Origin of the sequence: Kitasatospora sp. NPDC127116, assembly GCF_042677365.1 — a bacterium.
GTDB classification, from domain to species: Bacteria; Actinomycetota; Actinomycetes; order Streptomycetales; family Streptomycetaceae; genus Kitasatospora; species Kitasatospora lactacystinica.
In genome coordinates this window covers 1-26,655 of record NZ_JBHXTL010000034.1, presented here as the reverse complement: position 1 = coordinate 26,655, position 26,655 = coordinate 1, and the positions used below count along the sequence as shown (strand labels likewise).

19 protein-coding genes and 2 pseudogenes are annotated in these 26,655 nt (G+C 74.6%); 14 read left to right on the top strand and 7 right to left on the bottom strand.

Features of this window, described 5'->3' with window-relative positions:
• Positions 1-308 precede the first annotated feature (308 nt).
• Entirely contained in the window at positions 309-1,943 is a 1,635-nt protein-coding gene (locus tag ACFVHV_RS16205) for an FAD-binding protein (protein WP_359903762.1), read from the top strand.
• A gap of 135 nt (positions 1,944-2,078) precedes the next feature.
• On the opposite strand, the gene ACFVHV_RS16200 is transcribed toward ACFVHV_RS16205, so the two are convergent.
• Positions 2,079-2,822 carry an ABC transporter ATP-binding protein gene (locus tag ACFVHV_RS16200; RefSeq protein ID WP_359903764.1) on the bottom strand — a complete coding sequence of 248 codons (744 nt, stop codon included), beginning with the start codon at positions 2,820-2,822 and terminating at the stop codon, positions 2,079-2,081.
• 418 nt (positions 2,823-3,240) lie between these two features.
• Here ACFVHV_RS16200 and ACFVHV_RS16195 point away from each other — a divergent pair, with 418 nt between their 5' ends.
• The 3 genes from ACFVHV_RS16195 (at position 3,241) to ACFVHV_RS16185 (ending at position 10,605) form a co-directional block, all read left to right on the top strand.
• Positions 3,241-6,591: an FtsX-like permease family protein gene (locus ACFVHV_RS16195; protein WP_380351696.1), complete on the top strand. Its 3,351-nt coding sequence runs from the start codon at positions 3,241-3,243 to the stop codon at positions 6,589-6,591.
• On the top strand, positions 6,588-9,434 hold the full coding sequence (locus tag ACFVHV_RS16190; RefSeq protein WP_380351694.1) for a hypothetical protein: 2,847 nt from the start codon (positions 6,588-6,590) through the stop codon (positions 9,432-9,434). Before ACFVHV_RS16195 ends, ACFVHV_RS16190 begins: the two co-directional genes overlap by 4 nt.
• A gap of 184 nt (positions 9,435-9,618) precedes the next feature.
• Positions 9,619-10,605, top strand: a complete 987-nt coding sequence (locus ACFVHV_RS16185) for an ABC transporter ATP-binding protein (protein WP_359903773.1) — start codon at positions 9,619-9,621, stop codon at positions 10,603-10,605.
• Positions 10,606-10,717: 112 nt separating this feature from the next.
• Here ACFVHV_RS16185 and ACFVHV_RS16180 read toward each other — a convergent pair whose 3' ends face one another.
• Both ACFVHV_RS16180 and ACFVHV_RS16175 read right to left on the bottom strand, forming a co-directional pair.
• Positions 10,718-10,900 carry a hypothetical protein gene (locus tag ACFVHV_RS16180; RefSeq protein ID WP_359903776.1) on the bottom strand — a complete coding sequence of 61 codons (183 nt, stop codon included), beginning with the start codon at positions 10,898-10,900 and terminating at the stop codon, positions 10,718-10,720.
• 166 nt (positions 10,901-11,066) lie between these two features.
• Positions 11,067-12,617, bottom strand: a complete 1,551-nt coding sequence (locus ACFVHV_RS16175; RefSeq protein ID WP_380351692.1) for an AMP-binding protein — start codon at positions 12,615-12,617, stop codon at positions 11,067-11,069.
• Between the two features lie 239 nt (positions 12,618-12,856).
• Here ACFVHV_RS16175 and ACFVHV_RS16170 point away from each other — a divergent pair, with 239 nt between their 5' ends.
• The 8 genes and pseudogenes from ACFVHV_RS16170 to ACFVHV_RS16135 all read left to right on the top strand — a co-directional run bounded on the left by ACFVHV_RS16170 (position 12,857) and on the right by ACFVHV_RS16135 (position 19,922).
• On the top strand, positions 12,857-13,462 hold the full coding sequence (locus ACFVHV_RS16170; RefSeq protein WP_380351690.1) for an AAA family ATPase: 606 nt from the start codon (positions 12,857-12,859) through the stop codon (positions 13,460-13,462).
• 193 nt (positions 13,463-13,655) lie between these two features.
• Entirely contained in the window at positions 13,656-14,408 is a 753-nt protein-coding gene (locus ACFVHV_RS16165) for an alpha/beta fold hydrolase (protein WP_359903785.1), read from the top strand.
• A gap of 218 nt (positions 14,409-14,626) precedes the next feature.
• Positions 14,627-15,865, top strand: a complete 1,239-nt coding sequence (locus ACFVHV_RS16160) for a styrene monooxygenase/indole monooxygenase family protein (protein WP_359903788.1) — start codon at positions 14,627-14,629, stop codon at positions 15,863-15,865.
• A gap of 143 nt (positions 15,866-16,008) precedes the next feature.
• Positions 16,009-16,464, top strand: coding sequence for an archease (locus ACFVHV_RS16155; RefSeq protein WP_359903791.1), 456 nt, complete (start codon positions 16,009-16,011; stop codon positions 16,462-16,464).
• A 50-nt stretch (positions 16,465-16,514) separates the two neighbouring features.
• Complete coding sequence (locus tag ACFVHV_RS16150; RefSeq protein WP_380351688.1) at positions 16,515-17,942, top strand: RtcB family protein; 1,428 nt, start codon at positions 16,515-16,517, stop codon at positions 17,940-17,942.
• A 153-nt stretch (positions 17,943-18,095) separates the two neighbouring features.
• On the top strand, positions 18,096-19,091 hold the full coding sequence (locus ACFVHV_RS16145; RefSeq protein ID WP_380351686.1) for an ABC transporter ATP-binding protein: 996 nt from the start codon (positions 18,096-18,098) through the stop codon (positions 19,089-19,091).
• Positions 19,092-19,153: 62 nt separating this feature from the next.
• A pseudogene (locus ACFVHV_RS16140) lies at positions 19,154-19,498 on the top strand (hypothetical protein); the annotation flags it as partial.
• Between the two features lie 94 nt (positions 19,499-19,592).
• Positions 19,593-19,922, top strand: coding sequence for a hypothetical protein (locus ACFVHV_RS16135; protein ID WP_380351684.1), 330 nt, complete (start codon positions 19,593-19,595; stop codon positions 19,920-19,922).
• 29 nt (positions 19,923-19,951) lie between these two features.
• Here ACFVHV_RS16135 and ACFVHV_RS16130 read toward each other — a convergent pair.
• Positions 19,952-20,524: pseudogene (locus tag ACFVHV_RS16130) on the bottom strand (TetR-like C-terminal domain-containing protein); the annotation flags it as partial.
• 67 nt (positions 20,525-20,591) lie between these two features.
• Between ACFVHV_RS16130 and ACFVHV_RS16125 the strand changes: the two are divergent.
• Entirely contained in the window at positions 20,592-21,926 is a 1,335-nt protein-coding gene (locus tag ACFVHV_RS16125; protein ID WP_380351682.1) for an alpha/beta fold hydrolase, read from the top strand.
• Between the two features lie 1,633 nt (positions 21,927-23,559).
• On the opposite strand, the gene ACFVHV_RS16120 is transcribed toward ACFVHV_RS16125, so the two are convergent.
• Together ACFVHV_RS16120 and ACFVHV_RS16115 are read right to left on the bottom strand one after the other, a co-directional pair.
• Entirely contained in the window at positions 23,560-24,255 is a 696-nt protein-coding gene (locus tag ACFVHV_RS16120) for an NUDIX domain-containing protein (protein ID WP_380351681.1), read from the bottom strand.
• Complete coding sequence (locus tag ACFVHV_RS16115; protein WP_380351679.1) at positions 24,252-24,635, bottom strand: DUF4406 domain-containing protein; 384 nt, start codon at positions 24,633-24,635, stop codon at positions 24,252-24,254. The genes ACFVHV_RS16120 and ACFVHV_RS16115 overlap by 4 nt, the downstream gene beginning before the upstream one ends.
• A 49-nt stretch (positions 24,636-24,684) precedes the next feature.
• On the opposite strand from ACFVHV_RS16115, the gene ACFVHV_RS16110 reads away from it, so the two are divergent.
• Entirely contained in the window at positions 24,685-25,443 is a 759-nt protein-coding gene (locus ACFVHV_RS16110; protein ID WP_380351678.1) for a DeoR/GlpR family DNA-binding transcription regulator, read from the top strand.
• Positions 25,444-25,547: 104 nt separating this feature from the next.
• Here ACFVHV_RS16110 and ACFVHV_RS16105 read toward each other — a convergent pair whose 3' ends face one another.
• Entirely contained in the window at positions 25,548-26,195 is a 648-nt protein-coding gene (locus tag ACFVHV_RS16105) for a transglycosylase family protein (protein WP_359903814.1), read from the bottom strand.
• Between the last annotated feature and the right edge of the window lie 460 nt (positions 26,196-26,655).

The following is a 26,655-nucleotide window of genomic DNA, read 5'->3' as shown; positions in this document are numbered from 1 at the left end:
TCGGCGGGGCTGCCGGCCACCACGACCGTGCTTTACGGGCGATTTCCCGGAGCGCCCGGAAGGCCCGGGGAATGCGGCAGTGGATCGTCATCGAACCTCCGGTGGAGCGGATTCCTGCGAGTCTTCGGCGACCGTAGCCCATGCCACTGACAATCGGCTTCCGGTGCGACGGCGAAGGTCACGGCCGGTAAGGGCCACGGAAAATGACGTACTGTCACACTATTCAATAACCAATTCCCGCGCCCGGGTATCCGTGTTAGCGTGCGGGCCGCCGACTTCTCTCGAACTCGGGAAAGTGAGGGCGGGCCATGCAGGACGAATTCTCCCGACGGGGTTTCCTGGGCGGTGCCGGCGCGGCGGCCGCCGGGATCACCGTCGCTTCCACTGGCGCGGCGGCAGGCGCGGCGGCGGCCGGGGACGCGCACCGGGAGCTGCCGCAGGGGCGGTCGGTGCTGCCGGGCGATCCCCGGTACCGGACCCTCGCCCAGGGCTTCAACCAGCGGTGGAGCAGCACCCCCGCGTACATCCGGCTGGTGGGCAACGAGGCGGACGCGGTCGCCGAGCTGAACCGCGCGCTGGACGCCGGGCTACGGCCGACGGTCCGCGGCGGCGGGCACTGCTACGAGGGTTTCGTCGACAACGACGGGGGCGTCATCCTCGACCTCGGCACGATGCGCGGCGTCGCCGCCTCGACCGACAAGTTCGGCCGGCCCACGTACGGGGTCGAGGGCGGCGCGACCAACTGGGACGTCTGCACCACGCTGTTCCGCGAGTACGCCGTCGCCCTGCCCGCCGGGTCCTGCTACTCGGTCGGCGCGGGCGGGCACGTCTGCGGCGGCGGGTACGGCCTGCTCTCCCGACGACACGGGCTCACCGTGGACCACCTCGTCCAGGTCGACGTGGTCACCGTCCGGGGCGGTCGCGCGGTGGTGACGCAGGCGCACCGCGAGGACGCGCAGGGCTCGCCCGAGCAGGACCTCTTCTGGGCCCACACCGGCGGCGGGGGCGGGAACTTCGGGGTGGTGCTGCGGTACCACTTCGCCTCGGACGTACCCCGGCCGCCGCCCCGGGTCTGGTTGAGCAGCGTGGCCTGGCCCTGGGCCGAACTGCTCGCCCGGCCCGAGGACTTCGAGACCCTGGTGGCCAACTTCGGCGCCTTCATGGCCGAGCACAGCGGCCCGCGGGAGCCGGTGTACCAGGGGCTGTTCGCGATCCTCAAGCTCACCCACCACTCCAACGGGAACGTCGTCCTGTTCAGCCAGTGGGACGGCGAGGACCCGGGCCCGCTCGACGCGTTCGTGGCGGCGGTCGAACGAGGGATGACGACGCGATCGACGGTGCAGACCCGGGCGGCCGGCGGGCTGTTCCTGCCCTACCCGGACAAGCGGCGCCAGATGCCCTGGTTCCAGGCGACCATGACGCTCAACCCCTCGGGCGACAACCAGCGCGGCAAGTACAAGTCGGCCTACCACCGCGAGCCGTTCGCACCGGAGCAGATCGCCGCCTTCCGGGACTGGTTGGTGCGCGACATCGAAGGGGCGGACCTCTCGAACACGCTGGTCCAGATCGACTCCTACGGTTGCCGGATCAACGCCCGCAGTCCCGAGGAGACGGCCGTCCCGCAGCGCGACTCGATCATGAAGCTGCAGTACCAGACGTACTGGACGGACCCGGCCGAGGACGAGAAGCACCTGGCCTACCTGAGCGGGCTGTACCGCGACGTCTACCGGGGGACGGGCGGGGTCCCGGAGGTCGACACCGCGACGGACGGCGCCTACGTCAACTACCCGGACAACGACCTGGGTACCGCCGACCAACCCGACCCTGCCTACCCGCGCCTCTATTACAAGGGCAACTATCCACGGCTGCAGCGCGCCAAGGCCCACTGGGACGGGAAGGAGGTGTTCCACCATGCCCAGTCCATCATCCCGGCCGAGTCCTGAGCAGTGAGCCCTGAGCAGTGGGCCCAGAGCCCAGAGTCCTGAGCCTTGAGCGCTGAGCCCGAAAGCCGGTGCCCCGAAGGCGTGGGGAGGCGCCCCCGCAACCCCACGCCCGTGACACGACCCGGGCCCGCTCCGTTACGCGGCCCGCTCCGTCTCCTCCTCGACGATCCGTCCGTCCCGGACCTCGATCACCCGGTCGGCGAGCCCCATCAGCGTCGGGTCGTGGGTGGCGACCAGCACCGTGACGCCCTCGCTGCGCACCACCGCGCGCAGCAGCTCCATGATCGAGCGGCCGGTCTCGGAGTCCAGCTGACCGGTCGGCTCGTCGGCGATGATCAGGCTGGGCTCGTTGGCCAGCGCACGGGCGATGGCGACGCGCTGCTGCTGGCCGCCGGACAGCTCGCCGGGGCGCTGGTTGGCGTGGTCGGCGAGCCCGACCAGGGCGAGCAGGGTGTGGGCGCGCTCCTCGCGTTCGGCGGCCGGGGCCTTGCGCAGTCGCATGGGCACGCCGACGTTCTCGGCGGCGGTGAGCATCGGGATCAGCCCGAAGGACTGGAAGACGAAGCCGATCCGCTCCCGCCGCAGGGCGAGTCGACCGTCCTCGTCCAGCCCGGCGAGGTCGATGCCGTCCAGCGCGATGCTGCCGCCGGTCGGCGTGTCCAGGCCGCCGACCAGGTTGAGCAGGGTGGTCTTGCCGGAGCCGGACCGGCCCTTGAGTGCGGCCAGTTCTCCGCGGCCGACGGTGAACGACACGCCGCGCAGGGCGTGCACGGTCCGCTCGCCGGTGCCGAAGCTGCGGCGGAGATCGGTCACGGCCACCATCGGCTGGGTGGTGGCGGTGTCGGCGGTGTCGGCGGTGGCGGCCTGATGCTGCGTCATGCGACGTCCCCCCTGTGGGCGTGGCGGCCCGGTTGTAGCCGGGTCCCGTCCGGGTCTACGGATATGTCTGTTCCGGTGGTTCACCTTCCCGGGCGGGAATCCGAGAAGAGGGCGTCCCGGGCCAAAAGGGCGCGCCGAAGCCGGAGTTGTGAAGTGTGCATGGCATTCAAGTGGGGGCATCCCCGGCCGGGATGCTATCAATGAAAGGAATTTGCTCACTGGTTACTTGATTCGCGCAAGTCCCTTCCGTTCCTGGATCGAATCTGACAGCATCGTCCGCTATCCGGCGACCGATTGCCGGTGATCAATGCGCCGGTGTGCTCGCGATGTGTCCGTCTGTGGCCGATTTGTACTCGGGCCGGATCGATGAGCGGGGCCCGGGGATGCAACCGGGGACGTAATCCGGGGGAGGAACTTGATGCTCGGCTTCGTCGTGCGCCGACTGCGCGGGCGAGTGCCGCTGGCTGCCGCTGTCCTGTTTGCGGTGCTGATCACCACGTCTGTGCTGACCGCCTTGGTGGCCTTCAACAGCAGCGTCGGTGAGGCCGGCCTGCGGCAGGCGCTCCAAGGGTCCGGTCACGCCCGGACCACGGTGGCGGTGACCGGTGAGCACGGGCTCGACCAGCGGTCCAAGGACGAGGCGGCGCTCGCCGCCTACCGGCAGAAGCTCTTCGGAGACCTGCCCGTCCACACCGACAGCCTGACGCGCAGCCGTTCCTACAGCCTGCCGGTCTCCGGCGCCGCTGCTGACGGCACACCCGTGACCGGCACGCCCGCGACCGGAACGCCCGCAACCGGCACGCCCGCGACCACCACGCCCGCGACGGGCAGCGGCGCGGGCAGCGCCCCCGGCGCCCCGCTCGACCTCACGGTCCTCGCCGACCTCGACCGCGGCCGGGTCCAACTGGTGGCCGGCGCCTGGCCGGGTGCCGCCACCGTGCCGGTGCAGTCCGCCGCCCCGGAGGCCGCCGTCCCGCAGAGCCTGCTGCGCCGGCTCGGTCTGACCGAGCAGGCCCTGCCCGCCGAGGTCCGGCTCGTCGACCGGAACGACGGCAAGCCGCTGACCGTCCGGATCACCGGCGTCTACCGGGCCACCGACCCGACCGCCCCGTACTGGCGGATCGACCCGGTCGGCGGCCACGAGATCGAGGTCGGCGGCTTCACCACCTTCGGCCCGATGATGGTCGACCGGAGCGCCTTCGCCACGGCCGGCCTGGTCCAGGGCGGCGTCGGCTGGTCGCTGGACGCCGACTTCTCCGGCGCCGACCGGGCCGCCGCGCAGGCCGTCGGCAACCGCGCCCAGCACCTCTCCGAGGAACTGCGCGGCACCGCCTCGCTCGGCGCGACGACCGACCTGCCGGACATCATGCGCGAGCTGTCCGACAGCATGGTGGTCGCCCGGTCCACCCTGCTGATCGGCGCCCTCCAGCTGGCGGTGCTCGCCGCGGCGGCCCTGCTGCTGGTCGTCCACCTGATCGCCGCGCGGCAGGAGTCCGAGAACGAGATCCTCGCCGCGCGCGGCGCCTCGGCCTTCAGGCTCGGCTCCTTCACCGCCCTGGAGTCGCTGCTGCTGGCCCTGCCCGCAGCGGTCTTCGCACCACTGCTGACCCCGTTCCTGGTCCGCGCGCTGGCCGGCCTCGGCAGTTCCCGCCAGGTCGCCCTGGACACCGGCATCAGCTGGTCGCTCTGGCCGGTGGCCGTGATCTGCGCGTTCGCCTGCATCCTGCTGGCCACCGTGCCCAGCGTGGTGCGCGGCGTCGGTGCCGCGCTGCGCCGCCGGGCCGGACGCCGTCAGGCCGTGGTCTCCGGCGTCGCCCGCAACGGCGGCGACCTCGCCGTGCTCGCCCTGGCCGTGCTCGCCTACCAGCAGCTCGACCAGTACGGCGGCGGGCTGTCCCCCGACTCCACCGGCCGGCTCGACGTGGACCTGCTGCTGGTCGCCACCCCGACCCTCGCACTGTGCGCCGGGACCCTGGTGGTGCTGCGGCTGCTCCCGCTCGTCGCCCGGCTCGGCGCCCGCGCGGCGGCCCGCGGCCGCGGCCTCGGGCCCGCCATGGTCGGCTGGCAGCTGGCCCGCCGGCCCGGCCGCGCCACCGGACCCGTCCTGCTGCTCGTCATGGCCGTGGCCACCGGTGTCCTGGCGCTCGGTCAGCACGCCACCTGGACCTCCTCCCAGCGCGACCAGGCCGCCTTCGCCACAGGCGGGGGCCTGCGCATCTCCGGTTCGCACAACGCGCCGATGGGCCAGGGCGGCCGCTACGGCAGCCTTCCCGGCGGCGACCGACTGGTCGCGGTGGTGCGCGACGAGCAGCCGCTGCAGGGCGGTGCCGGCCAGCTGATGGCCGTGGACGCCGCCGCCTTCGCCGACCGCGTCCCGGTCCGCTCCGACCTGCTCGACGGCCACACCGGCAAGGAGGTCTTCGGCACGCTCGCGGCCCCGGCCCCCGTCGGCATCCCGCTGCCCGGCTCCCCGCTGCGGATCGACGCCGACATCGCGGTGAGCCAGCAGGACGCGACCAAGTGGATCAGCAGTGCGGTCCACCCCGAGGTCCGGCTGCTGCTGCGCGACCGCTTCGGTCTGGTCCACAAGGTCCCGTTCGGCGATCTCCCGCTGAAGGGCGATGTCCGCTCCTCGATCCGGCTCGACGCGCTGGTCGACGCCCCGGTGGGCTCGGTCGCCGCCCCGCTGACCGTGGTCGGCGCGACCGTCGCCTTCAGCGACCGCAGCGACGGCGAGGTCGCGGTGCGGAACCTGGCCGTCGCGGAGACCGCCGACGGACCCTCCACCGCCGTCGCGTTGCCGGCCGGCACCGGGTGGAACATCAAGCCCCCGGCCTCCCGCAACCCCGCGGACAACTCGCCGGTGGCCGCGCTCGCCTCCGAAGCGGCCGCCGCCGACAACCTGTTCACGGTCCGCTACCACTCCGCCCGCGGCATCGGCGACTCCGTGCGCGCCGTGCTGCTCCCGACCGGGTCGGCCCAGCCCGCCGCCGTCAACGGTGTCGCCACCCGCGACTACCTGAAGGCCGTCGGAGCCTCGGTCGGCGACACCCTCCAGGTGCCGCTCAGCGGGGTCGTCGTCCCGGTGAAGGTGACCGGCGCGGTCGAGGCCATGCCGGTGGCCGGCCGGCGGGCGCTGGTGATGGACCTCGACTCGGCCGCCCGGATGCTGTCCGCCCAGGACCGCAACCTGCCGACCCGCACCGAGTGGTGGCTGCCCGCCACCGGGCCGGGCGACCGCGCCCCGGCCGAGGCCGCCGCCGCCCTGCGCGCCGCTCCCGGAAGCCAGGACCTCGCGCTCTACGACGAGGTCTCCGACGGGCTCCTCGGCGACCCGGTCGGCGCCGCCCCGCAGAGCGCGCTGATGGCCATCGCGATCGTCACCGCCGTGCTCGCCGCGATCGGCTTCGCCGCCGCGGTGGCCGGCTCCGCCCACGAGCGCTCCCGGGACTCCGCGCTGCTGCTCGCCCTGGGCGCCCCGCGCAAGCAGGTCACCCGCACCGTCGCCGCCGAGAACGCGGTGCTGGTCGGCCTCGGCGGGATCGTCGGCCTCGCCCTGGGCGCCCTGCTCGTCCGGCTGATCGTGCCCTTCGTGGTGCTGACCCCGGCCGCCCGCCGCCCGGTGCCCGAGGCCCTGGTCGAGCTGCCGTACGGTCAGGCGCTGCTGTTCGCGGCCGCGATCGCCGCCGTTCCGCTGCTGTCGGCCTTCCTGCTCGGGCGCCGGCGTCGAGACGTGGCTTCCCGGCTGCGCCACGTGGAGGAGATGTGACCACCAAGGCCGGCACCACCGTGCCCACCCCCGCGCCGGGGCCCGTGTCCGGGCCCGGGCGCGCCCACCGGCCCGCGCCCTGGGTCCGCACCCGGCTGCGCGCGATGCCGCTGGCCGCGCTGCTCACGGCGGCCCTCGCCTTCGTCACCGTGTTCCTGGCGGCGGCCTTCCCGCGGGTCGCGGACCGGAGCGCGGACACCGCGCTCCAGGAGTTCACCCGAAGCCTGGGCACCGGCGTCACCAACCTGGAGTTCACCGCCGAAACGGGCCGCGCGGACTCCGGGGCGGACCTCGACGCCATCCAGCGGAAGCTGGGCGAGCGGATCGGACGGGACCTCCCGCTGGGCTCGTCGGCCCAGGCCTACGGCACCCGGGTCAAGACCGGGCGTCAGATGTTCAACCCGGGGTACACCCGGCTCTCCGAAAGAGCCACCCCGGCGCTCGGCCTGTACTACCTGCACGGACTCGCCGACCGGGCGACCCTGACCGCGGGCACCTGGCCGGGCCCGGCCCCGGCCGACGGCCCGCTGCCGATCGTGCTGAGCCAGCAGGCCGCCGAGGCCGTCAACATCAAGGTCGGCGACGTCATCGAGAGCGGCACCGACGGACCCGTCGCGCTGCGCAGCACCGTGGTCGGCCTCTACCGGGTCAACGATCCCCAGGACCCGTTCTGGGAGGGGCTCGGCTGTCCGGCCAGGGCCTGCCTGGGCCTCAAGGGCGATGACGCCTGGTACTGGACCAGCGGCTTCGTCGACGGCGGCAGCCTGACCGCGCTGGCCCGCTGGGGTTCGAGCGGACAGAACTTCTGGCGGCTGCCCGTCGACCCCGACGCACTGCACGCCGACCAGCTCGACCGGACCCGCGCGACACTCGCCTCGTACATGGCCGGCCCCGGCATGACCGCGCTGATCGACTCGACCCTCCGGGCCGACCTGCACGCCACCTCGCTGATGCCGGACGTCCTCGCCCGGGCCGCCGACCGCTACCAGGCCGCCGGCCCGCTGGGCGCCATCGGGCCCGCCGGGGTCGCCGGCGTCGCGGTCGTGGTGCTCTGCCTGGCCGCGGCGCTCAGCACGGACCGGCGCACCGCCGAGATCCGCTTGCTCCAGGCCCGTGGCGGCTCGCGCGGCGGAGTGCTGCTGCGGCTGCTCGCCGAGGGCGCGGTGACGGTGCTGCCCCCCGCCGTGCTCGGCACGGCCCTCGCGCTGGTGCTGCTGCCCACTTCGCGCTGGGGCAACTCGGTGGTGCTCGCACTCGCCGTGACCCTGTTCGCGATCCTGGCCTTCCCGGCCCGGGCCGCGCTGCTCTGGGCGCGTCCGCGGGCGGCCGGCGGCTGGCGCCGGGTGATCGGCGAGCTCGCCGTGCTGGCCGTCACCGCCGCCGCCGTGGCCGAGGTCCGCCGTCGCGGCGTCGGCCACCCGGGCAGTTCGGTGGACCCGCTGCTGGTGGCCGCCCCGCTGCTGCTCGCCGTCTCCGGCGGGCTGCTGCTGGCCCGGATCGAGCCGGTCGTGGTCGGCTGGCTGGCGGCACTGGCCGGTCGCGGCCGCGGACTGGTCGGGTTCCTCGGTCTGGTCCGGGCGGCCCGCGACAACTCGGGGCGCCGCCGGCCCTCCGCACTGCCGCTGCTGGCCCTGCTGATCGCCGTCACGGCCACCGGTTTCGGCGCCACCGTGCTCACCGCGGTGGACCAGTCCCGCACCCGTGCCGCGCGCATCACCACCGGTGGCGACGTGTCCGTCAGCGTCCCGGTCTACGCGACCCTGCCGGAGGCCTTCACCAGGGCGGCCGGCGAACTGCCCGGCGTCCGGGCCGCCACCGGCGCCTGGATCGAGGAGCGGGCCACCTTCATCGGCGGCGACCGGGGCACCACCGACGCCATCCTGGTGGTGGTCGAGCCCGACGCCTACGCGGAGATCTCCCGCACGGCCGGGGTCGGCCAGTACGACCCGGCCGGGCTGGCCGCCGCTCCGGGCGGCAAGGACAGCCCGGTGCCCGCGCTGTTCAGCCGGGACCTGGCCGAGCGACTGGCCACGGGCGCGCCGCAGGTGCGCACGCCCGGCGGCAGCCAGATGGCCACCACCGTCGCCGGGATCGTCACCGCCACGCCCGCCCTGCCGGACCCCGGCAAGCCGTTCGTCGTGGTGCCGGCCGGCCCCGCCACGGAGCACCTGCCGGAGCTCAAGCGGGCGACCAAGGTGAACAAGTGGTTCGCTGTCGGCGACGTCGACCCGGTCCGGGTCCGCGCCCTGCTGATCGAGAGCGGCATCGGCGGCGGCGCGAATCTGGGGAAGCACGCCAAACTGGTCGACGAAGAGGCCAAGGCGGCGGGAAAGACCTCCGGTGGCCTGCCCCCCGGCTACGCGGTGCACAGCAGCCGCGACAAGATCGCCGAGCTGGCCGCCGACCCGGTGCAGCACGCGGCCGGACGGCTGTTCTGGTACTCGGGCCTCGCCGCCGCCGGGTTCGCCCTGCTGGCCGTGCTGCTGACGCTGCTGCGGGCCGCGCCGGACCGCACGGCGGTGCTCGCCCGGCTGCGCACCATGGGCCTGCGGCCCAGGCAGGGCCTGGCACTGATCGTCGCCGAGTCGCTGCCGCAGACCCTGGCGGCGGCCGTCGGCGGCGGCCTGGTCGCCCTGGCCGCGGTCGCCCTGCTCGGGGGCGCCTTCGACCTCTCGGCCCTGGTCGGAGCCACGGTCGCCGACACCCTGGCCCCGGCGGTGATGCCGGTGCTGCTGCCCACCGTCGGTCTGACCCTGGTGGTCTGCCTCGGTGTGGTGGTGGAGACGCTGGTCGCCGGCCGGCGCCAGATCGCCACCGAACTGCGCGCGGGGGAGCGGCAATGAGGCCGGGAACGGCGGCGGCCGCGAGCGCGGCCGTGCGGCCGGAGACAGCGGCGGCCGGCGGCGCGGCGGGAAGGCCGCGACCGGCGGCCGGGAGCGGTGAACGGGCCGTGACAGCGGCGCGGGTCGCCGGGACAGTGGAGAGCGGTGCGATGAAGCAGACAGTCGAGACAGGAGACGAGCGGTGATGAGCACTCCCCAGGAGCGGACGGTCGTCGAGGCCCCCAGCCTCCAGGAGCTCCAGCAGCGGGCCCTCGCCGCCGCCTCGCCCAAGGCGTACGGCGAGGGATCGGCCATCGTCTGCGACCGGCTGGTCCGGATCTTCAGCGCGGAGGGGGTCGAGGTCCAGGCGCTCCAGGGCCTGGAACTGACCATCCGCCAGGGCGACCTGGTCGCCCTGGTCGGCGCCTCGGGCAGTGGCAAGTCCACCCTGCTCACCATCCTCGCCGGGCTGGACGTGCCGACCGCCGGCACCGCCACCGTGGCCGGCTGCGACCTGCTGGAGATGTCGGTCAAGGAGCGGCTGCGCTACCGGCGCGAGGTGGTCGGCTTCATCTGGCAGCAGACCGCCCGCAACCTGCTGCCCTTCCTCACCGCCGCCGAGAACATCGCGCTGCCGATGCAGCTGCGCGGCCGCCGTTCCGGCGCCGGCGGGGCGAAGCAGCAGGCGGTCCGGGTGGCCGAGCTGATGGAGGCACTGGAGATCGGCGAGCTCGCCCACCGCAAGCCCAACGAGCTCTCCGGCGGCCAGCAGCAGCGGGTGGCGATCGCGGTGGCGATGGCCAACAACCCGCCGGTGCTGCTCGCCGACGAGCCCACCGGCGAGCTGGACTCGGAGACGGCCGGGATCATCTTCGAGTCCTTCCGCACCGTCAACCGCGAACTGGGCGCCACCGTCGTGATCGTCACCCACGACCCGATGGTCGCGGGCGAGGTCCGCCGCACGGTCGCGATCCGGGACGGGCGGACCGCCAGCGAGGTGCTGCGCCGCACCGTGACGGACGAGCACGGCGAGGAGTCGGTGAACGAGCGCGAGTACGTGATGCTGGACCGCAGCGGCCGGGTGCAGCTGCCGGTCAAGTTCCTGGAGTCGCTCGGCATGGAGCACCGGGTGGCGGTCGACCTCGCGGCCGACCACATCGAGGTCCGGCCGGACGACATCGCCGGGCACTGACCCGGGAGCGCGTTGCCGACCGGGGGCGCGCACTGATCGGAGCGCGCCCGCCCGGAACACATCCGCCCGGAGCGCGCCGGTCCCGGGAGGCGGTCGCCGCCTCCCGGGACGGTCAGCCGTCGCCGCCCATCCGCTGGAAGAGGCCGCTGCCCTCGGCCTCGGTACGGAGGTCGGGCGGTGCCTCCCGCGCGGCGCGATCGCCGCGTGAGGTGGCGGTGCAGAGGGCGAAGACGATCAGGGCACTGGCCGCCACGGCGAGGATGCCCAGCGCGGTCAGGACGCGTAGCCAGGTCAAGGTAGTGCCTCCTGGGGGACGGTGCGGCCCGCACTGACCTGCACGACGCCGCCGGGGATGTATCGGCAGGCCGGGCCGCACGGTCGAGTGCCCACGGACGGTTCTTCCCGCCGGATGGTGCACAAGAGGTCGCCCACGTGGGCGCTCGAAGCACTTTCAGGGCGTGTCACACCCCGTTGCGCGCCCCCACGGTGGCGGCCGCCCGTCCGGTCCCGCCGCTTATCTGGGCCCGCAGGGCGACGAGGTCCGGCTTCCCGAGCCCGTTCAGCGGGATCGCGGGCAGCAGCAGGAGTGTGTCGGGGGCGCATCGGTCGAGGCCGCGCGCCCGGCACCACCGGTGCAGCTGCTCGGCCGTCAGCCGCGAGCCGGGGGCGAGGGCGACGGCGGCGTGCACCCGCTCCAGACGGTCCGGGTCGGTGGTCGTGAACATCACCGCCTCCCGGACCTCCGGGTGGGTGCGCAGCGGCTCCTCGATCTCGCGGGGGAACACATTGTGCCCCTCGATGATCGCCATCGGGCTCCGCCGCCCGGCCACCGTCAGATAGCCGGCCGCGTCCAGGCTGCCCAGGTCGCCGGTGTGCAGCCAGCCGTCCCTGAACACCCGCTCGGTCAGCTCCGGGTCGCGCCAGTAGCCCGCCATGGCGGTCGGCGTGCGGACACAGATCTCCCCGGTCCGGTCCGGCGGCAGCTCGGCGCCGTCCTCGTCCAGGATGCGCAGCCCGGTGTCCGGGTACGGCCGGCCGGCGGTGGTCAGCAGCCGCGGTGCCAGGTGCTCGTCCGGTCCCAGCCGGGCGACCGGCCCGCACTCCGTCAGGCTGTAGGTCTGGTGCAGCACCCGGCCCAGTCGCCGGGTCGCCTCGGCGAGGCGCCGCGGCGAGGCCGCGCAGCCGGTGTAGCCGACCCGGCGCAGGCTGCCGGTGTCGGTGCTGGGCAGCAGCGGGTGGTCCAGCAGCCGGTACAACAGGTGCGGCGGCAGGTACATCCGGGACACCCGGTGCCGCTCGACCGCCGCCAGCACGGCCCCGGCGTCGAAACCGTCCTGCATCACCACCGTGCCGCCCGCGGCCAGCGCCAGATCCGCCGTGGTGCCGCCGCCGTGGCAGAGCGGGGTGCACAACAGGAAGACCGACCCGGACAGCAGCCGTGGGCGCGGCGGACGGGTGAAGCGGCGCAGCACCCCCTTCGGACGCCCGGTGGTGCCGCCGGTGAACCGCACCGCCATCACGTCCTCGGGCCGGTAACGGGGTTCGAACGGGGCGGGGGAGCGGGCCGCGGCGAGCTCCAGCAGGTCCGTGCCGAGCCCGAGCGGTGCCGGGCCCAGGGAGAGCAGAGCGGCCGAGGGCACGGCCCGGGCGATCCCTTCGGCCGCCGCCGCGCACCGGACCGGGTCGAAGACCAGCGCGGAGGTCCCGGCGAACTCCGCCAGCGCCACCTGCTCCGCGACCGGCCCGTCCGGGAACGGCATCGCGACCCGGCAGCCCAGCAGGTTCGCGGCCAGCCGCACCAGCAGCGCCTCCGGCCGGTTCCCGGCCAGCACCGTCACCCCGTCCCCGCGCCCGAGCCCGGCCCGCTCCAGTGCCCGGGCGGCGCGGTGGACCAGGTCCAGGCACTGCTGCGCGCTCCACGCCCCGTCCGCGGACCGGATCGCCACCCGGCCGGGATCGCGCGCCAGCCCGTCCAGCACCAGCGCGGTGTACGTCGGAGCCGCCTCCGCCATGGCCCGCCCTCCTGTCTGACGGCGTGTCAGCCTAGTGGATGTCCGGCCCCACGGATGCACTGCGGTCGACCGGGGCCCCACGGGCACCGGCGCGCGGGCGGGGGCGGGCCGTGGCCCCGGTGTCAGCCCAGCAGCCGCGACCAGGCACCGGCGCGCGGCCGGGGGCGGGGTTGTTGTTAGGGTTCCCGGTCGGACGTGAACGGGGGCTCGGGCTGGTGGGCGGCAGGGTGGACGCGGTCGTGGCGCCGTACGGAGTGGTCGATCTGCGGGGCGAGGCCGGGGCGGGCTTCGTCACCGCCTACCCGGCCGACGCCGTCGTGGTGGTGTCCGGGCTGCCCGGGGCCGGGAAGAGCACGCTGCTGCGCCGCTGGTCCGGGGCGGCGGTCCGGGCGGTGGACCCGCGGACGGTGCACGAGGCCTGCGAGGCGGTGATGCCCGCCGCCCTGCCGTACGCGGTGTACCGGCCGTGGGCCCGGCTGGAGCACTTCCGGCTGCTGCGCTCCTCGGTGCGCGGCGGGGGTCCGCTGCTGGTGCACGACTGCGGCAGCCGGGCCTGGATGCGGCGCTGGCTCGCCCGGGAGGCGGGCCGGCAGGGCCGCGAACTGCACCTGGTGCTGCTGGACGTCGGCGCCGCCACCGCGCTGGACGGTCAGCGGGCCCGCGGCCGGCGTGCCTCCGCCAGGGTCTTCGCCCGCCACCGCCGCGGCCTGGAGGGGCTGTTGGCCGCCTTCACCCGGCACGTGCGCTCCGACGGCCCGATGCCGACGCCGGAGGCCTCGTCCGTGCTGCTGCTGGACGCCGTCTCCCGCGCCCGCGCCGAGACGGTGCGCTTCGGAGCGGGCTGACCGTCGGCCGCGGGCGGGCCCGGCCGGCCGGGTGCCGCAGGCAGGGCCGCCCGGCCACCGGCCGCGAGCGGGCCCGTGACGGGCGAGAATCGGCCTACCCGGGGACCATGATCGCCGGATCGGCCCGCGGCCGCCCCCGGCACTGCCAGACTGGGGCCGGCAGAGTCCGTCACGGAGAGAGGTCACACCCCGCATGTCCAGCAGCGCCGTCGTCGAGAATCCGTGGTTCCGCAGGTTCAACCCGTCCGACTCCGCGCCCGCCCGGATCGTGATCTTCCCGCACGCCGGCGGCTCGGCCAGCTACTACCTGGAGTACGCCAACGCGCTGGCGCCGCACGCCGATGTGCTCGCCGTCCAGTACCCCGGCCGGCAGAACCGCATCGGCGAGCCGACGATCGGCTCGGTGACCGGACTCGCCGAGGAGCTCGCCCGGGAACTGCGGGAGTGGGCGGACCGGCCGCTGACCTTCTTCGGGCACAGCATGGGCGCGGCCGTCGCCTTCGAGACGGTCCGGTGCTTCGAGCGCGACGGCGTGAAGGGGCCCGACCGGCTGTTCGTCTCGGCCGGCCGCGCGCCCTCGCTGCCCCGCACGACCAGGATCCACCAGCTGCCGGACGACGAACTGCTCGCCGAGATCTCCGCGCTCGGCGGCACGGACGAGCGGGTCCTCGCCCTCTCCGCCCTGCGCGAGCTGATCCTGCCGAGCCTGCGGGCCGACTACACGGCCGTCGAGACCTACCGCAGCGCCCCGGACGCGACCGTGTCGCTGCCGATCACCGCCCTGGCGGGGGAGTCCGACGTGCACGCCACCGTCGACCAGGTCGGCCAGTGGGAGCGGCACACCACCGGCGCCTTCGACCTGCGGGTCTTCCGGGGCGGGCACTTCTACCTGGCCGACCGGACCGCGGACGTGGTGGAGGTGATCACCGCGCACCTGCGCGGCTGAGCCGGTCCGGGTGGGCACCCGGAGCGGCGGCCCACCCGCGGCGGCCCCGCGAAGGTCCTGCGGCGCCCTGCTGCGGCCCGGCGGCGCCGCGAACGGGCGCCGCGAACCGGACACCGGGCCGGCCCTCGAACCGACGTGCCCGAACCGGTGACCGGAGCGCTCCCGCTCGACTACTGTGCCTGGTTGACGGCCCATCAGCAGATCATCGGGAGGCAGCCGTGCGCCGGATCGCCGTTGTCGGAGCGGGCCAGGCCGGCCTCCAGCTCGCGCTCGGGCTGGTGGCGGACGGGTACCGGGTGACGCTGGTCGCCGAGCGCACCCCGGAGCAGCTGCGCGCCGGCCGGGTGCTGTCCACCCAGGCGATGTTCGGCCCCGCGCTGCGGATCGAGGCGGCCGCCGGGCTGGACCTCTGGGCGGATCGGGCGCCGTCCGTCTCCTCGGTGGAGGCGGTGCTGGCGGCGCCCCCGGGCGTGCGCGCGCTGGAGTACACCATGACGCTGGACGAGCCCGCCCAGTCGGTGGACCAGCGGCTCAAGCTGGCCGGCTGGCTGGAGCTGCTGGCCGAGCGCGGCGGCGAGATCGAGTACCGCACGCTGGACCGCGCCGGACTGCACGAGCTGGCCCGACGGCACGAGCTGACCGTGGTCGCCGCCGGGCGCGGCGCCCTGTCCGGGATCTTCGAGCGCGACGCCGTCCGCTCGCCCTTCGACCGGCCGCAGCGGGCCCTGTCCTGCCTGTACGCGCACGGAGTCGGCTCGCCGGACCCGGCCGCCGGCCCGAGGGCCCGGATGAACGCCCTGCCCGGCCTCGGCGAGCTGTACCTGCAACCGGCGCTCACCCTCTCCGGCCCCTGCGACATCCTGCTCTGGGAGGCGATCCCCGGCGGCCCGCTCGACGCGTTCGGCGACGCCCCGCCGCCGGACGTCCAACTGGCCCGGATCCGCGAGCTGTTGGGCGAGTACCTGCCCTGGGAGGCCGAGCTCTGGACGCAGGCCGAGCCGACCGACGCCGGGGCCGGGCTGTTCGGTGCCGTCACCCCGGTGGTCCGGCGTCCGGTGGCCGAACTCGGCTCGGGCGTGGAGGCCGTCCACGTGCTGGGCCTCGGCGACGCGGTGGTGGTGACCGACCCGATCACCGGCCAGGGCGCCAACAACGCCGCCCGGGCGGCCGAGGCCTGCCGCCGGGCGGTCGTCGAGCACGGCGACGCCCCGTACACGGCCGACTGGATGTGCCGCAGCGCGGAACGGTTCTGGCAGCAGCAGTCCCGCCACAGCGTGGAGTTCACGGCCGCGATGCTGACCGTCCCGGAGCACCTCCAGGCCGTGTTCGCGGCCGCCGCCGAGCACCCGGAGGTCGGCCGCCGGCTCGCCAACACCTACGCCGAGCCGAGCGACCACGCCGCCTGGCTGGCCACCCCCGAGCTCACCGCCGCCTACCTGGCCTCGGTCGGGTCGTAACCGAGGTCGCAGCGCAGGCAAGGTCGGGTCGCAGCCGAGGTCGGGAGGCGGCCGCACTCGGGCGCGGCGACCCGCACTTGCCGCCGGGCGGTCCGCGGGACGACGCTGGAGGGGAACGGCAACGAGCGCGGGAGGCGTCGCCCGTGGACGGACAGGAGCCCGCGGGCCGGTCCGCCGTCGGCCACCGGAGCGTGCCGCACACGGCCGACCTGCAGGTCGAGGCCTGGGCACCGACGGCCGAGGGCTGCATCGGCGAACTGGTGCGCGCCGTCGTCGCCGGCTTCGCCGACCTCGGCGGCGCCCGGATCGTCGGCGAGCGGAACTGCACCGTCCTCGCGGTGAGCGACCCGGACCTGCTCGCGGGCGTCCTGGAGGAGGTCGTCTACCGGATGGACGCCGACGGCGAACTGCCGGTGGCGGTGGCGATCGGGCCGATCGAGGGCCTGGACGGCGCCCGCCGGGTGACGGTCCGCTTCCGGATGGCCGACGCCGCCACGGCCACCCTGGTCGGCGCCGTACCGAAGGCCGTCGCACTGCACGACCTGGACCTGAGCGCCGGACCGGACGGCTGGACCTGCCGGGTCACCGTGGACGTCTGAGCCCGGCCCCGAGCGAAGCGGACCGGACCTGCGGGAGCGGGGTGAGCGAGGTGGAGATCGTACTGGTCGAGGCGGGCCGGAACCGCTGGCGGATCGAGCCGCGGCCGCCGATGCGGGTGCCCGGCGTGGTGTTCGCGACCGCTGCGCTGCTGCCGCAGGCCGCCGGGGACAAGGCCCTGGAGCAGGTGGCGAACGTGGCGACGCTGCCCGGGATCGTCCGCGCCTCCTACGCGATGCCCGACGTGCACTGGGGCTACGGCTTCCCGATCGGCGGGGTCGCCGCCACCGACGTCGAACGGGGCGGGGTGGTCTCGCCCGGCGGGGTGGGCTTCGACATCTCCTGCGGTGTCCGGCTGCTGGCGGCCGGCATCGGCCGGGACGAACTCGACCGCGAACGGCTCGACCGCCTGATGGACCTGCTGGACCGCACCGTCCCGCGCGGCCTGGGCCGGGGCGGCCTGTGGCGGCTGTCCGGGGCGGAGGAACTGGACGAACTCCTGCTCGGCGGCGCCCGCTACGCCGTCGAGCACGGCCACGGCGTGCCCCGCGACCTGGAACGCTGCGAGGACCGCGGCGTGCTGGCCGGTGCGGCCCCCGGCGAGGTGAGCACCCGGGCGGTCGAGCGCGGGCTGCAGCAGGTCGGCAGCCTCGGCTCGGCCAACCACTTCCTGGAGGTGCAGGCCGTCGACCGGGTGCACGACCCGGGGACCGCCGCCGCCTTCGGACTGCGGCCCGGCCAGGTCTGCGTCATGATCCACTGCGGCTCGCGCGGCCTCGGCCACCAGATCTGCACCGACCACGTCCGCGCCATGGACCGAGAACTGCACCGCTACCGGATCGAGGTCCCCGACCGCCAGCTCGCCTGCACCCCGGTCGACTCCCCGCGCGGCCGCGCCTACCTGGGCGCCATGACCGCCGCCGCCAACTACGGCCGGGCCAACCGGCAGCTGCTCTCGGAGTCGGCCCGCCGCGCCTTCGCCACGGTGCTCGGGGTCGGACTGGAACTGGTCTACGACGTCTCGCACAACCTCGCCAAGCTGGAGACCCACGAGGTGGACGGCGAGCTCCGGACGCTGTGCGTGCACCGCAAGGGCGCCACCCGGGCCCTGCCGCCCGGCGACCCCGACCTGCCCGCCGACCTGATGGAGGCAGGGCAGCCCGTGCTGGTGCCCGGCACCATGGGCACCGCCTCGTACGTCATGGTCGGCCTGCCCGGCAACGAGGCCTTCCGCTCCGCCTGCCACGGCGCCGGGCGGGTGCTGAGCCGCCACCAGGCGCTGCGCACCGTGCGCGGCGAGCGGCTGAAGAGCGAGCTGGAGGCACGGGGCATCGCGGTGCGGCCGGCCTCCTGGCGGGCACTGGCCGAGGAGACGCCCGAGGCGTACAAGGACGTCGACGCGGTGGCCGCCGTCACGGAGGCCGCCGGGCTCGCCCGCCAGGTCGCCCGGCTGGTGCCGTTGGGCGTGTGCAAGGGGTGAGCCCGGGGGAGCGAGGGGTGAGTTCGCCGCACCGGTCCGGGCGCGTCCCTCGACTCGCCGGGCCGGGCGCGCTTTGATGTCGGACGCATCCGTCACCGTCACCGTCACCGGAGCGCGCCCGTCACGGGAGCGCGTCCGTCACAGGAGGTGGTCATGCCGGGGAACCCGGAGCCAGCCGTCGACCGCCGGGGCGCCGGCGACGGCCCCGTGATCGAACTGCGCTCGCTCACCAAACGCTACGGCGGCACGGTCGGCATCGAACGGCTGGACGTGTCGGTCGAGGCCGGCGAGGTGTTCGGCCTGCTCGGCCCCAACGGCGCCGGGAAGACCACCACGCTGCGCTGCCTGGTCGGCCTGCTCAGCCCCAGCGACGGGCAGGTGCGGGTGCTCGGCCTGGACCCGGTGGCCGACCACGGCCGGCTCGCCCCCTCGATCGGCTACCTGCCCGGCGAACTGCGGCTCTACCCCGAGCTCACCGGACAGCAGACCCTCGACCTGCTCGCCGCCCTCCAGGGCGCGCCGGTACCGCGCCAGCAGGAGCTGTGCGATCGCCTCAAGCTCTCCCGCGCCGACCTGGCCCGGCCGGTGGGGCAGTACTCGCGCGGCATGAAGCAGAAGCTCGGGCTCGTCCAGTCGCTCCAGCACCGGCCGCCGGTGGTGGTGCTGGACGAACCGAGCGAGGGACTCGACCCGCTGGTCCAGGAGACCTTCTACGAACTGCTCGCCGAGGAGACCGCCGCCGGGCGGACCGTCCTGCTCTCCAGCCACGTGCTGCCCGAGGTGCAGCGGACCTGCGGCCGGGTCGCCATCGTCCGCCACGGCCGGCTGGTCACCGTCCGCTCGGTGGCCGAACTGCGCCAGGCCCGGGCCCGCAGGGTCCGGCTGCTCCTCGACGACGGGCGCGGCGCCAGGCCGCTCGGCACCGCGGAGCGCTGGTCCCCGCGCTGGGACGGCCCCCGGGTCGAGCTGCTGGTGCCACCGGACGAGGTGGTCGCCGCGGTGCGCGACCTGCTCGCCGAACAGCCGGTGGCCGACCTGACGGTGGAGGAGGCGGGCCTGGACGAGGCCTTCCTCGACCTCTACCGGTCCGTCGGGGCCGAGGAGCACGCGAACGGCGGCAGCCCGCAGGAACCGGAGGAGCGGCCGTGAACCCGGGCACCGTCAACCGCCGCCTCCCGCTGGTCTGGCTCGCCCTGCACCGGCGCCGCCGGATGCTGCTCTCCCTGCTGTTCGGCATGGTCGTCTTCGAGACCCTGATCGTGGTGATCGCCGGGACCGTCCCGACCGGCGACCTGTTCGGCGAACGCCGCACCCCGCCCGGCGCGTTCAAGGCCTTCAGCGGCTCCAACGGCGACGTCTCCATCGCCAGCTACCCCGGTCTGCTCGGCGCCGGACTCACCCACCCGTTCTGGATCGCCCTCCAGCTGACCGTGATCGGCTCGCTCGGCGCCGCCGCCGTCGCGGCCGACGTCGAGTCCGGGACCATCGAGCTGCTGATGACCCGCCCGGTCTCCCGCTGCCGGCTGCTCGCCGAACGGGCCGGCGCCCTGATCGCCGCCACGGTGCTGCTCAACGCCGCCGCCACGCTGACCCTCGCGCTCGGGGTGGCGGCCTCCGCCCCCCCTGCGTGCCGCCGTCCCGCTGAGCGCGGTGTTCACCGCCGGACTGCTCGGCTGCGCCCTCGCGTTCTGCCTGACCGGGCCGGTGCTGGCGGTCTCCGCGATCAGCCGGCGGCGGGCCCACGTGATCGGCGCGGCCGTCGCGTTCGGCGCGGTCGGCTTCGCGCTCAACTTCGTCGCGCTGGCCTGGTCCCCGGCCAGGCCGCTGCGCTACCTCAGCCCGTTCCACTACTACGCGCCGGGCGACGTGCTCGGCCACGGCGGAGTGCCGTGGGCGGCCTTCGGCGTCCTGCTCGGGGTGGGGCTGCTCGGGCTGGCGGCGGCCTTCCGGCTGCTGGAACGCCGGGACCTGGCGGCCTGAGGCGGGCCGCCCGGCCGGCCTCGGGCGCGGGTCGTCCATCCGCGCAAGGTGGCGTGAACCGCCGATCCGAATGCGGCCTCGGCCGTGCCGGCGTCGAGGGCCCCGGCCAGTTCGAGGGTCACCAGCCCGTGCAGGGTGGCCCAGATCGACAGGGCGATCGACGCTGCCTCGCCGACGAGGACGGACGCCTCCAACGCGCGATCGATCGCCGCGAGGAGCGGGCGGATCGGGTCACCGGCACCGATCTCCCCCGACGGGTCGAAGGATTGCACACCGCCGAACAGCACCGTGTACAGGTGGCTGTGCCCGCGTCCCCAGTGACGGTAGGCGACGGCCAGCGCGTAGAGGTCGGCAAGCGGGTCCGCGGAGGTCGGCGCCGCCGACAGGTCGTGGAACAGGCCGGCGACGGCTCTGTCGCGCACCGCACCGATCAGCCCGTCCTTGCCGCCGAACAAGGAGTACACCGCCGTCGTCGACGTCTCGGCGGCCGTGGCCACGGCGCGGACCGTGACCGACTCCTGGGGACGGGTGGCGAGCAGTTCGGTCGCGCACTCCACGAGTCGCTCTTTGACGGTCGCGTCGTTCGTTTTCGGCCTACCCATGACGAGAAGCCTACCGCATTTGATAACGTCGTTTTGAAACAGTGTTCCGAAACGACGGAGGTCTGCCGTGCCCACGTTCGCCCCACCCCTCGCCCGCTTCACCGGACGCCTGTTGCGGGCCCTGGCCGCCGTCGCGACGCTGGTCGTCGTCTTCCTCGCCACGATCGTCCTCACGGACGGAGCGGGATCGGGCCTCGGCGCATGGCTCACGACCCTGGGAACCGGGGCCGCCGCCGCACTCTGGCGGGGCCGGCGCCGCACCCGGGCGGCGCGGCTCGTGCCGCTCCTGCCGGTGGTCGTCGCGGCGGCGTTGACGGCGCCGGTCCTCATACCGACCGTGCCCACGGACCGGCGGCATCCGCCCGCCCTGCCCTTCGTGGCCACCCAGCACTGGAGCCTGGCCACGGGCAGCCGGGTCGCGGTGTACCACTACCCGCCCGCGAACGCCGGCACCCGGCACCCCACACCGCTCGTCTACCTCAACGGCGGGCCGGTTCGCGGTATCTCGCTCCTCGATCACCGGTTCCTGCAGCTCCTGGCGGGACAGGGCTACGACGTCTACGCCTACGAACCGGCCGGTGCCGGGCGCAGCGACCTGCTTCCCATGGGCCAGTACACGATCGACAGGTCGGTGCGCGACCTGTCCGCCTTCGTCGACCACCTGGACCAGGGCAAGGTCGACATCCTCGGATTCTCGGCAGGCGCGGTCGTGCTCACGCGAGCCCTGGCCGACCCGGGCGCCGCCGAACGCCTGCACCGGGCGATCATCGCCGAACCCGGACCGGTCGACGGCCCCGCCGCCCGCATCGAGGGGCCCGAGGGCCGACCGTCCGCGCGCGGCCTCGCGCCGGACATGACCGGACCGCGGTCGACACACATGCCGCGCTACGCAGCCGCGTTCGGCCTCATGCGACTCGGACTCCTCACCCCCGACACCGGGCTCATCGGACAGGCCGAAGGCGACAACGCGTTCACCGCCGCCGACCTCGGCAGCGACACCGCGTCCGCCTATTGCGCGCGCGACGCGCACCGCATCCCCGTGGAGGACACCGCACAGAACTTCTCCTTCAGCCCCGCCGCCAGCCTCCGGATCCAGCAGACGGTCAAGGACTCGCCCTCCATCGCACCGCGACTGCGCCAGTCCCGGACCCCCGCGATGCTGATGATCGCCGAGTGCTCCTCCCAGGTCCGTCAATGGGAGACCGCCGTCCTGGCCGATGACCCCGCCGTCCAGCGCACGCAGTACCTGCCCGGGGTCGGACACCACATGTGGAACGGCCTGGACGACAACAACGACCGAGCCGCCGCCGTCATCACCGCGTTCCTCCAGGACAAGCCGGCACCTCTGCCGAACTATCCGACCCGCGACGAGATCCCCGCGTTCCTGCGCGACCGCAAGTGAAGGCCTCGCGGCCCCGGGCGACACCCGGAGGCCGCCTCCACCGCCGGGCCGGGCGGCGGCCGCGTGTGCCGCGCCTCGTTCGTCGGCCGCTGATCAGCCGCCGTCCGGCCGTCCGTCACCCGTGGGTCAGCGAGCGGACGTAGACGTGCCAGTCGGAGCCCACGCCGCCCGGGAGCAGGTTCGGGCTGTTGTCGCCGAACAGCACCGTCCTGCCGTCGTCGGTCACGAACGGCCCGCTCGCGGCACCGTCCTGCGGCGCGCCGTCGGGAGTCGTGGTGAGGAGCTCGGTGCGCCCGGTCCTGAGGTCCTGCCGGTACAGGTCGTGGCGCGCCTCGCCGGCCCGGATGATCGTGTCGGAGCAGCCGCCGGAGAAGTAGATCCACCGGTCGTCGGCGGTGACGGCCGCCGACGGGTCCGCCCAGCAGATCGCGTCCGGGTTGGCGGACGTCCTGATGCTCAGGACCTGGCCCGTCCGCAGATCGTGGACGAAGAGCTCGGTGCGGGACTTGCCGCCCGGCAGCGGACTCGCGCCGAGGGCGTAGGCGGCGTAGCGGCCGTCGCGGCTGAGGCGGAGGGTCGCGTCCGCCGCGCCGGGCGTCCCGTCGGCGGCGAGGCCCGCGAGGACGGTGGTGCCACTGTGCAGGTCGGTGGCGTAGAGGGTGGTGTAGCGCGGCCGGAGCAGGCCGGCGGTGCCGTCGTCGGTGGCCGGCAGGAGGTTCGTGGCCCGGGAGGCGAAGCCGACCGTCCTGCCGTCCCCGCTGATCGTCGGGTGCTCCGAGGCGCCGTCGGCGGCGTGCCCGTCGGCCCCGAGGCTGACGAGGCGGGTGGCGCCGGTGACGCGGTCGGTGACGTAGACGTTCCGCGTGTCCGGGGTGACGGGAGCCCCGGCACGACATCGTCGCGGGCCGACATGAAAGCGATGCGCCGCCCGTCGGCGCTGATGACCGGCTGGTAGGAGCCGTGGTCGCCCTCGCCCTCGGCGGACGCGGTTCCCGTGGTGACGGGGCGGGTGCGCCCCTTCACACGGTCGCGGACGTAGACGTTGAACACCCCGTTCGCCTCGGCGGAGAACACGATGTAGCGGCCGTCGCCGCTGATCCCCGCCGTCTCGGTGATCGAGGTCAGCGGGGTGCCGTCGTCGGTGCGGCTGACGAGTTCCGTCCGTCCGGTCCGCAGGTCGCGGACGTACAGGCCGAAGCCGAGGCTCGCGGCCTCCGGCACCAGGTTCGTCGCGGAAGAGCCGAACAGCGCGTAGCGGCCGTTGCCGCTGATGCCCAGGCTCGTGGAGTGCCGGTTCGCCAGGGCGCCGTCCACGCCGAGGTCGACCCGGGAAACGCGGCCCCACGACGGAGCCGCCTGGGCCGGTGCGGCGGTGACGGTGACGACGGCGGCCACCGCGAGAACGCCGGCGGCGCGCGCCAGTCGACGCGTGCGGGTCGTTCGGTTCGTCGATTGCATGGTGATGCGTCCTCCCCGGATGGTTGGTCCGGCCCGCCTCTGCTCCCCGTGTCGGCGTGCCCGGAGGAGAGCCAAGCGCCGCACGCCGCCCGCGGTCAACGGTTCGGGCGGAAACCGATCGAGAATACGTCGCCGGGCAGGGCGCACGGCCCCGTGCGTCCGCGCGGCCCGTGACTCACGAGCCCTCGATCGCCCCTGGCCGGGCGGCCGGCGCGGCGAAGGGCCCGTCCAGGGCGGCCCACTGCAGGAGCAGGATGGTCTTGCCGTCGGTGATGCGTCCGTCGCGGACCATGGCGAGGGCGTCGGCGAAGGGCAGTTCGAGCACCTCGATGTCCTCACCGTCCTCCTCGAGTCCGCCACCGGTTCCGGTGCGGTCGGCCGGGGTGTAGGGGGCGGCGTAGAAGTGCAGGCGCTCGGTGACGGAGCCGGGGCTCATGTAGGCGTCGAGGACGTGGGTGAGCGGGCCGAGCGTGACGCCGAGCTCCTCGGCGCTCTCGCGGCGGACGGCGGCGAGCGGGTCGTCGCCGTCGAGCAGTCCGGCGGCGGCCTCGACGAGCATGCCGTCCGGGTGGTCGTTGACGTAGGCCGGGTAGCGGAACTGGCGGGTGAGCAGCACCAGGCCGCGCTCGGCGTCGTACGGCAGGACGACCGCGCCGTTTCCGCGGTCGTAGGTCTCGCGCTGCTGGGTGACCCAGCGTCCGTCGTGGCGCCGGTAGTCGAAGGTGGTGCGGCGCAGGACGTGCCAGCCCTGCGAGGTGAGTTCCACGTCGCGCACCACGACGTCGGGGTTGCGGGTCAGGTCGCGTCCGGCGCGGTCGAGGCCGGTGCGGCCGCGGTGGTCCGGGATGTCGGTCCCGGGGCGGGGGGTCATGCCGTCCCCTGCGGGGCGTGGCGCGGGAGGTCGGCGACGTCGTGGTAGACGGGCAGGCCGCGCCTGCGGGCGGTGGCGACGTCCTGGTCGGCGCCGGCGGAGTCACCGGGGAGCCGGAGCACGGCGTCGCAGTGGGCGAGCAGGCGGTCGGCGGTCGGGTAGAGGACCTGGTCGGCGAGGGGGTCGGTGGGCCCCGCACCGGCGGAGCGCAGCACGGGCAGAGCGATCCATTCCCCGATCACCGGGACGTGGCCGGCGGCGAAGACCGGCCAGGCCGCTGCTTCGAGGCGGGCGAGGTTCGCGGCCATGGCCTGTGGGTCGCCGTCGGTTCCGGAGCGGTACGGCCCGGCGATGAGGACGAGCATGGGCTTCTGGGTCATGGCGCGCTACGATACACGCAGAAACGTGCAAGAACAGGAGAAAGTACGGATGCTGGCTGCCGAGAGACGTGACCACCTGCTGGGCCTGCTCGCCCGCGAGGGCAAGATCGTGGCCAAGGACGTCGCCGCGGACCTCGGCATCTCCGAGGACAGCGTGCGCCGCGACCTGCGCGACCTGGCCGCCGAGGGACTCTGCCAGCGCGTCTACGGCGGGGCCCTGCCCGTCTCCCCGGCCGTCGCGGACTACGCGGCCCGGCAATCGGTCACGCCGGACGGCAAACGGCTGGTCGCCGCGGTCGCCGCCGCGCTCGTCCGGCCGGGCGGCGCCCTGATCCTGGACGGCGGCACCACCGCGCTCGCCGTCGCCCACGCCCTCCCGCCGGACCTGGCCTGCACCGTGATCACCCACAGCCCGACGATCGCGGCCGCGCTGCTCGACCACCCCCGGGCCGAGGTCTTCCTGCTCGGCGGCCGCCTCTTCAAGCACTCGGCGGTCACCTGCGGCGCCGCCGCCGTCGAGGCCGCCCAGAACGTCTCGGCCGACCTGTGCCTGCTCGGCGTCACCGGCGTGCACCCCGAAGCCGGACTGACCACCGGCGACGCGGACGAGGCCGCGATGAAACGCGCCCTGGCCGCACGGGCCGCGGACACCTACGTCCTCGCCTCGTCCGAGAAGATCGGCACCGCCTCCCGGTTCCGTGTCCTGCCCTGGGAGGACATCAGCGGACTGATCACCGACGCCGATCCCGGCCACCCGGTCCTCGGTCAACTCGCGACGCGCGGCGTGGAGATCCTGTCGGCCGGCTGACGGCTACGGCGCGAGCACCGGATCGCATGATCGGCCGAGGGCCGGAGGAGTCCGCAGGGGCGTGCACGCTCGTTCGCGTTCGTTCACGTTCGTTTCGCGCTTTATCAACGCAGGGCGAGGACCTGGCCGGGCAGGAGGAGGTCGGGGTCGTCACCGATGACCTCGCGGTTCAGCTCGTGGAGGGCCGGCCAGTCGTCCGGGACGCCGAGGGTCTGGGCAATACCGCTGAGGGTGTCGCCGGGTCGCACGGTCCAGGTGTCCGAATCGTCGCCGTTCACGTCGTCCGAGGAAGCGTCGTCGGCGCGGAGCAGGGGCGCGGCGGAGTGGGGCCGTGCCTGCGTCGGGCGGTGGTCACGGGCGGCGTGCTCGACGGTGTGGTCGCCGCCGTGGGCGGCACGCCTTCCGCAGGCCGGCCACGGGGCCAGGCCGCGGCGAGCGGCGAGGTTCTCGGCCACGGCGATCTGCTGCTCGCGGGTGGCCTGGTCGGCGCGGGGCGCGTAGCCGAGGCCTCCGTTGGAGCGCCAGGTCCCCGCGTCGAACTGCAGTCCGCCGTAGTAGCCGTTCCCGGTGGCGGCGTTCCAGCGCCCTCCGCTCTCGCACCGGGCGAGGGCGTCCCAGTCCACGCCCGCCCGGACTCCCGTGGCCGCGCCCGCGGCGGACGACGCCGTGGCGCTGCCGACAACTCCGGCGAGAGCGAGCAGGGGAAGCAGGAGGGCGAGGGCCAGGCGACGGACCACGGACAGCGGTGACATGAAAGCTCCGCACCTTCGGGAACAGGGACCGGGCATCGGAATGCCCTCTCCACCCATGCACAAGGCGGGGCGCCGACAGTTGCAGACAGGACGGGATCTCCTCCGGGCGGCGGTTCGACACCACCCGAACGCCACCCCGGCCGCGGCGCGGAGCCGTGCCGCGGGTCGCGGTCCTCGCGCTCACGGTGCCGCAGGTCCGATGCTCCGACCGCGTACCTCCACCGGGTGGGCAGTCACATCGCCCGTACCGGTCGGGAGGTGGCCGAACGTCAGGGTTCGGGGAGCCGACCGGCCACCCGGGCCACCATCAACGGTCCCGGTGCGAGGCGGCGGTCGCGGGCCGGTTCTTCCGGTTGGCGTGTGCGGTCGGGGGTGGTGGAGACGGCGCGAGGGCCTGTGCTCGCGCGTATCGCGCGGGCGCAGGCCCTCGTGGGTCACTCCGGTGGTCCCTGTCCGGCCC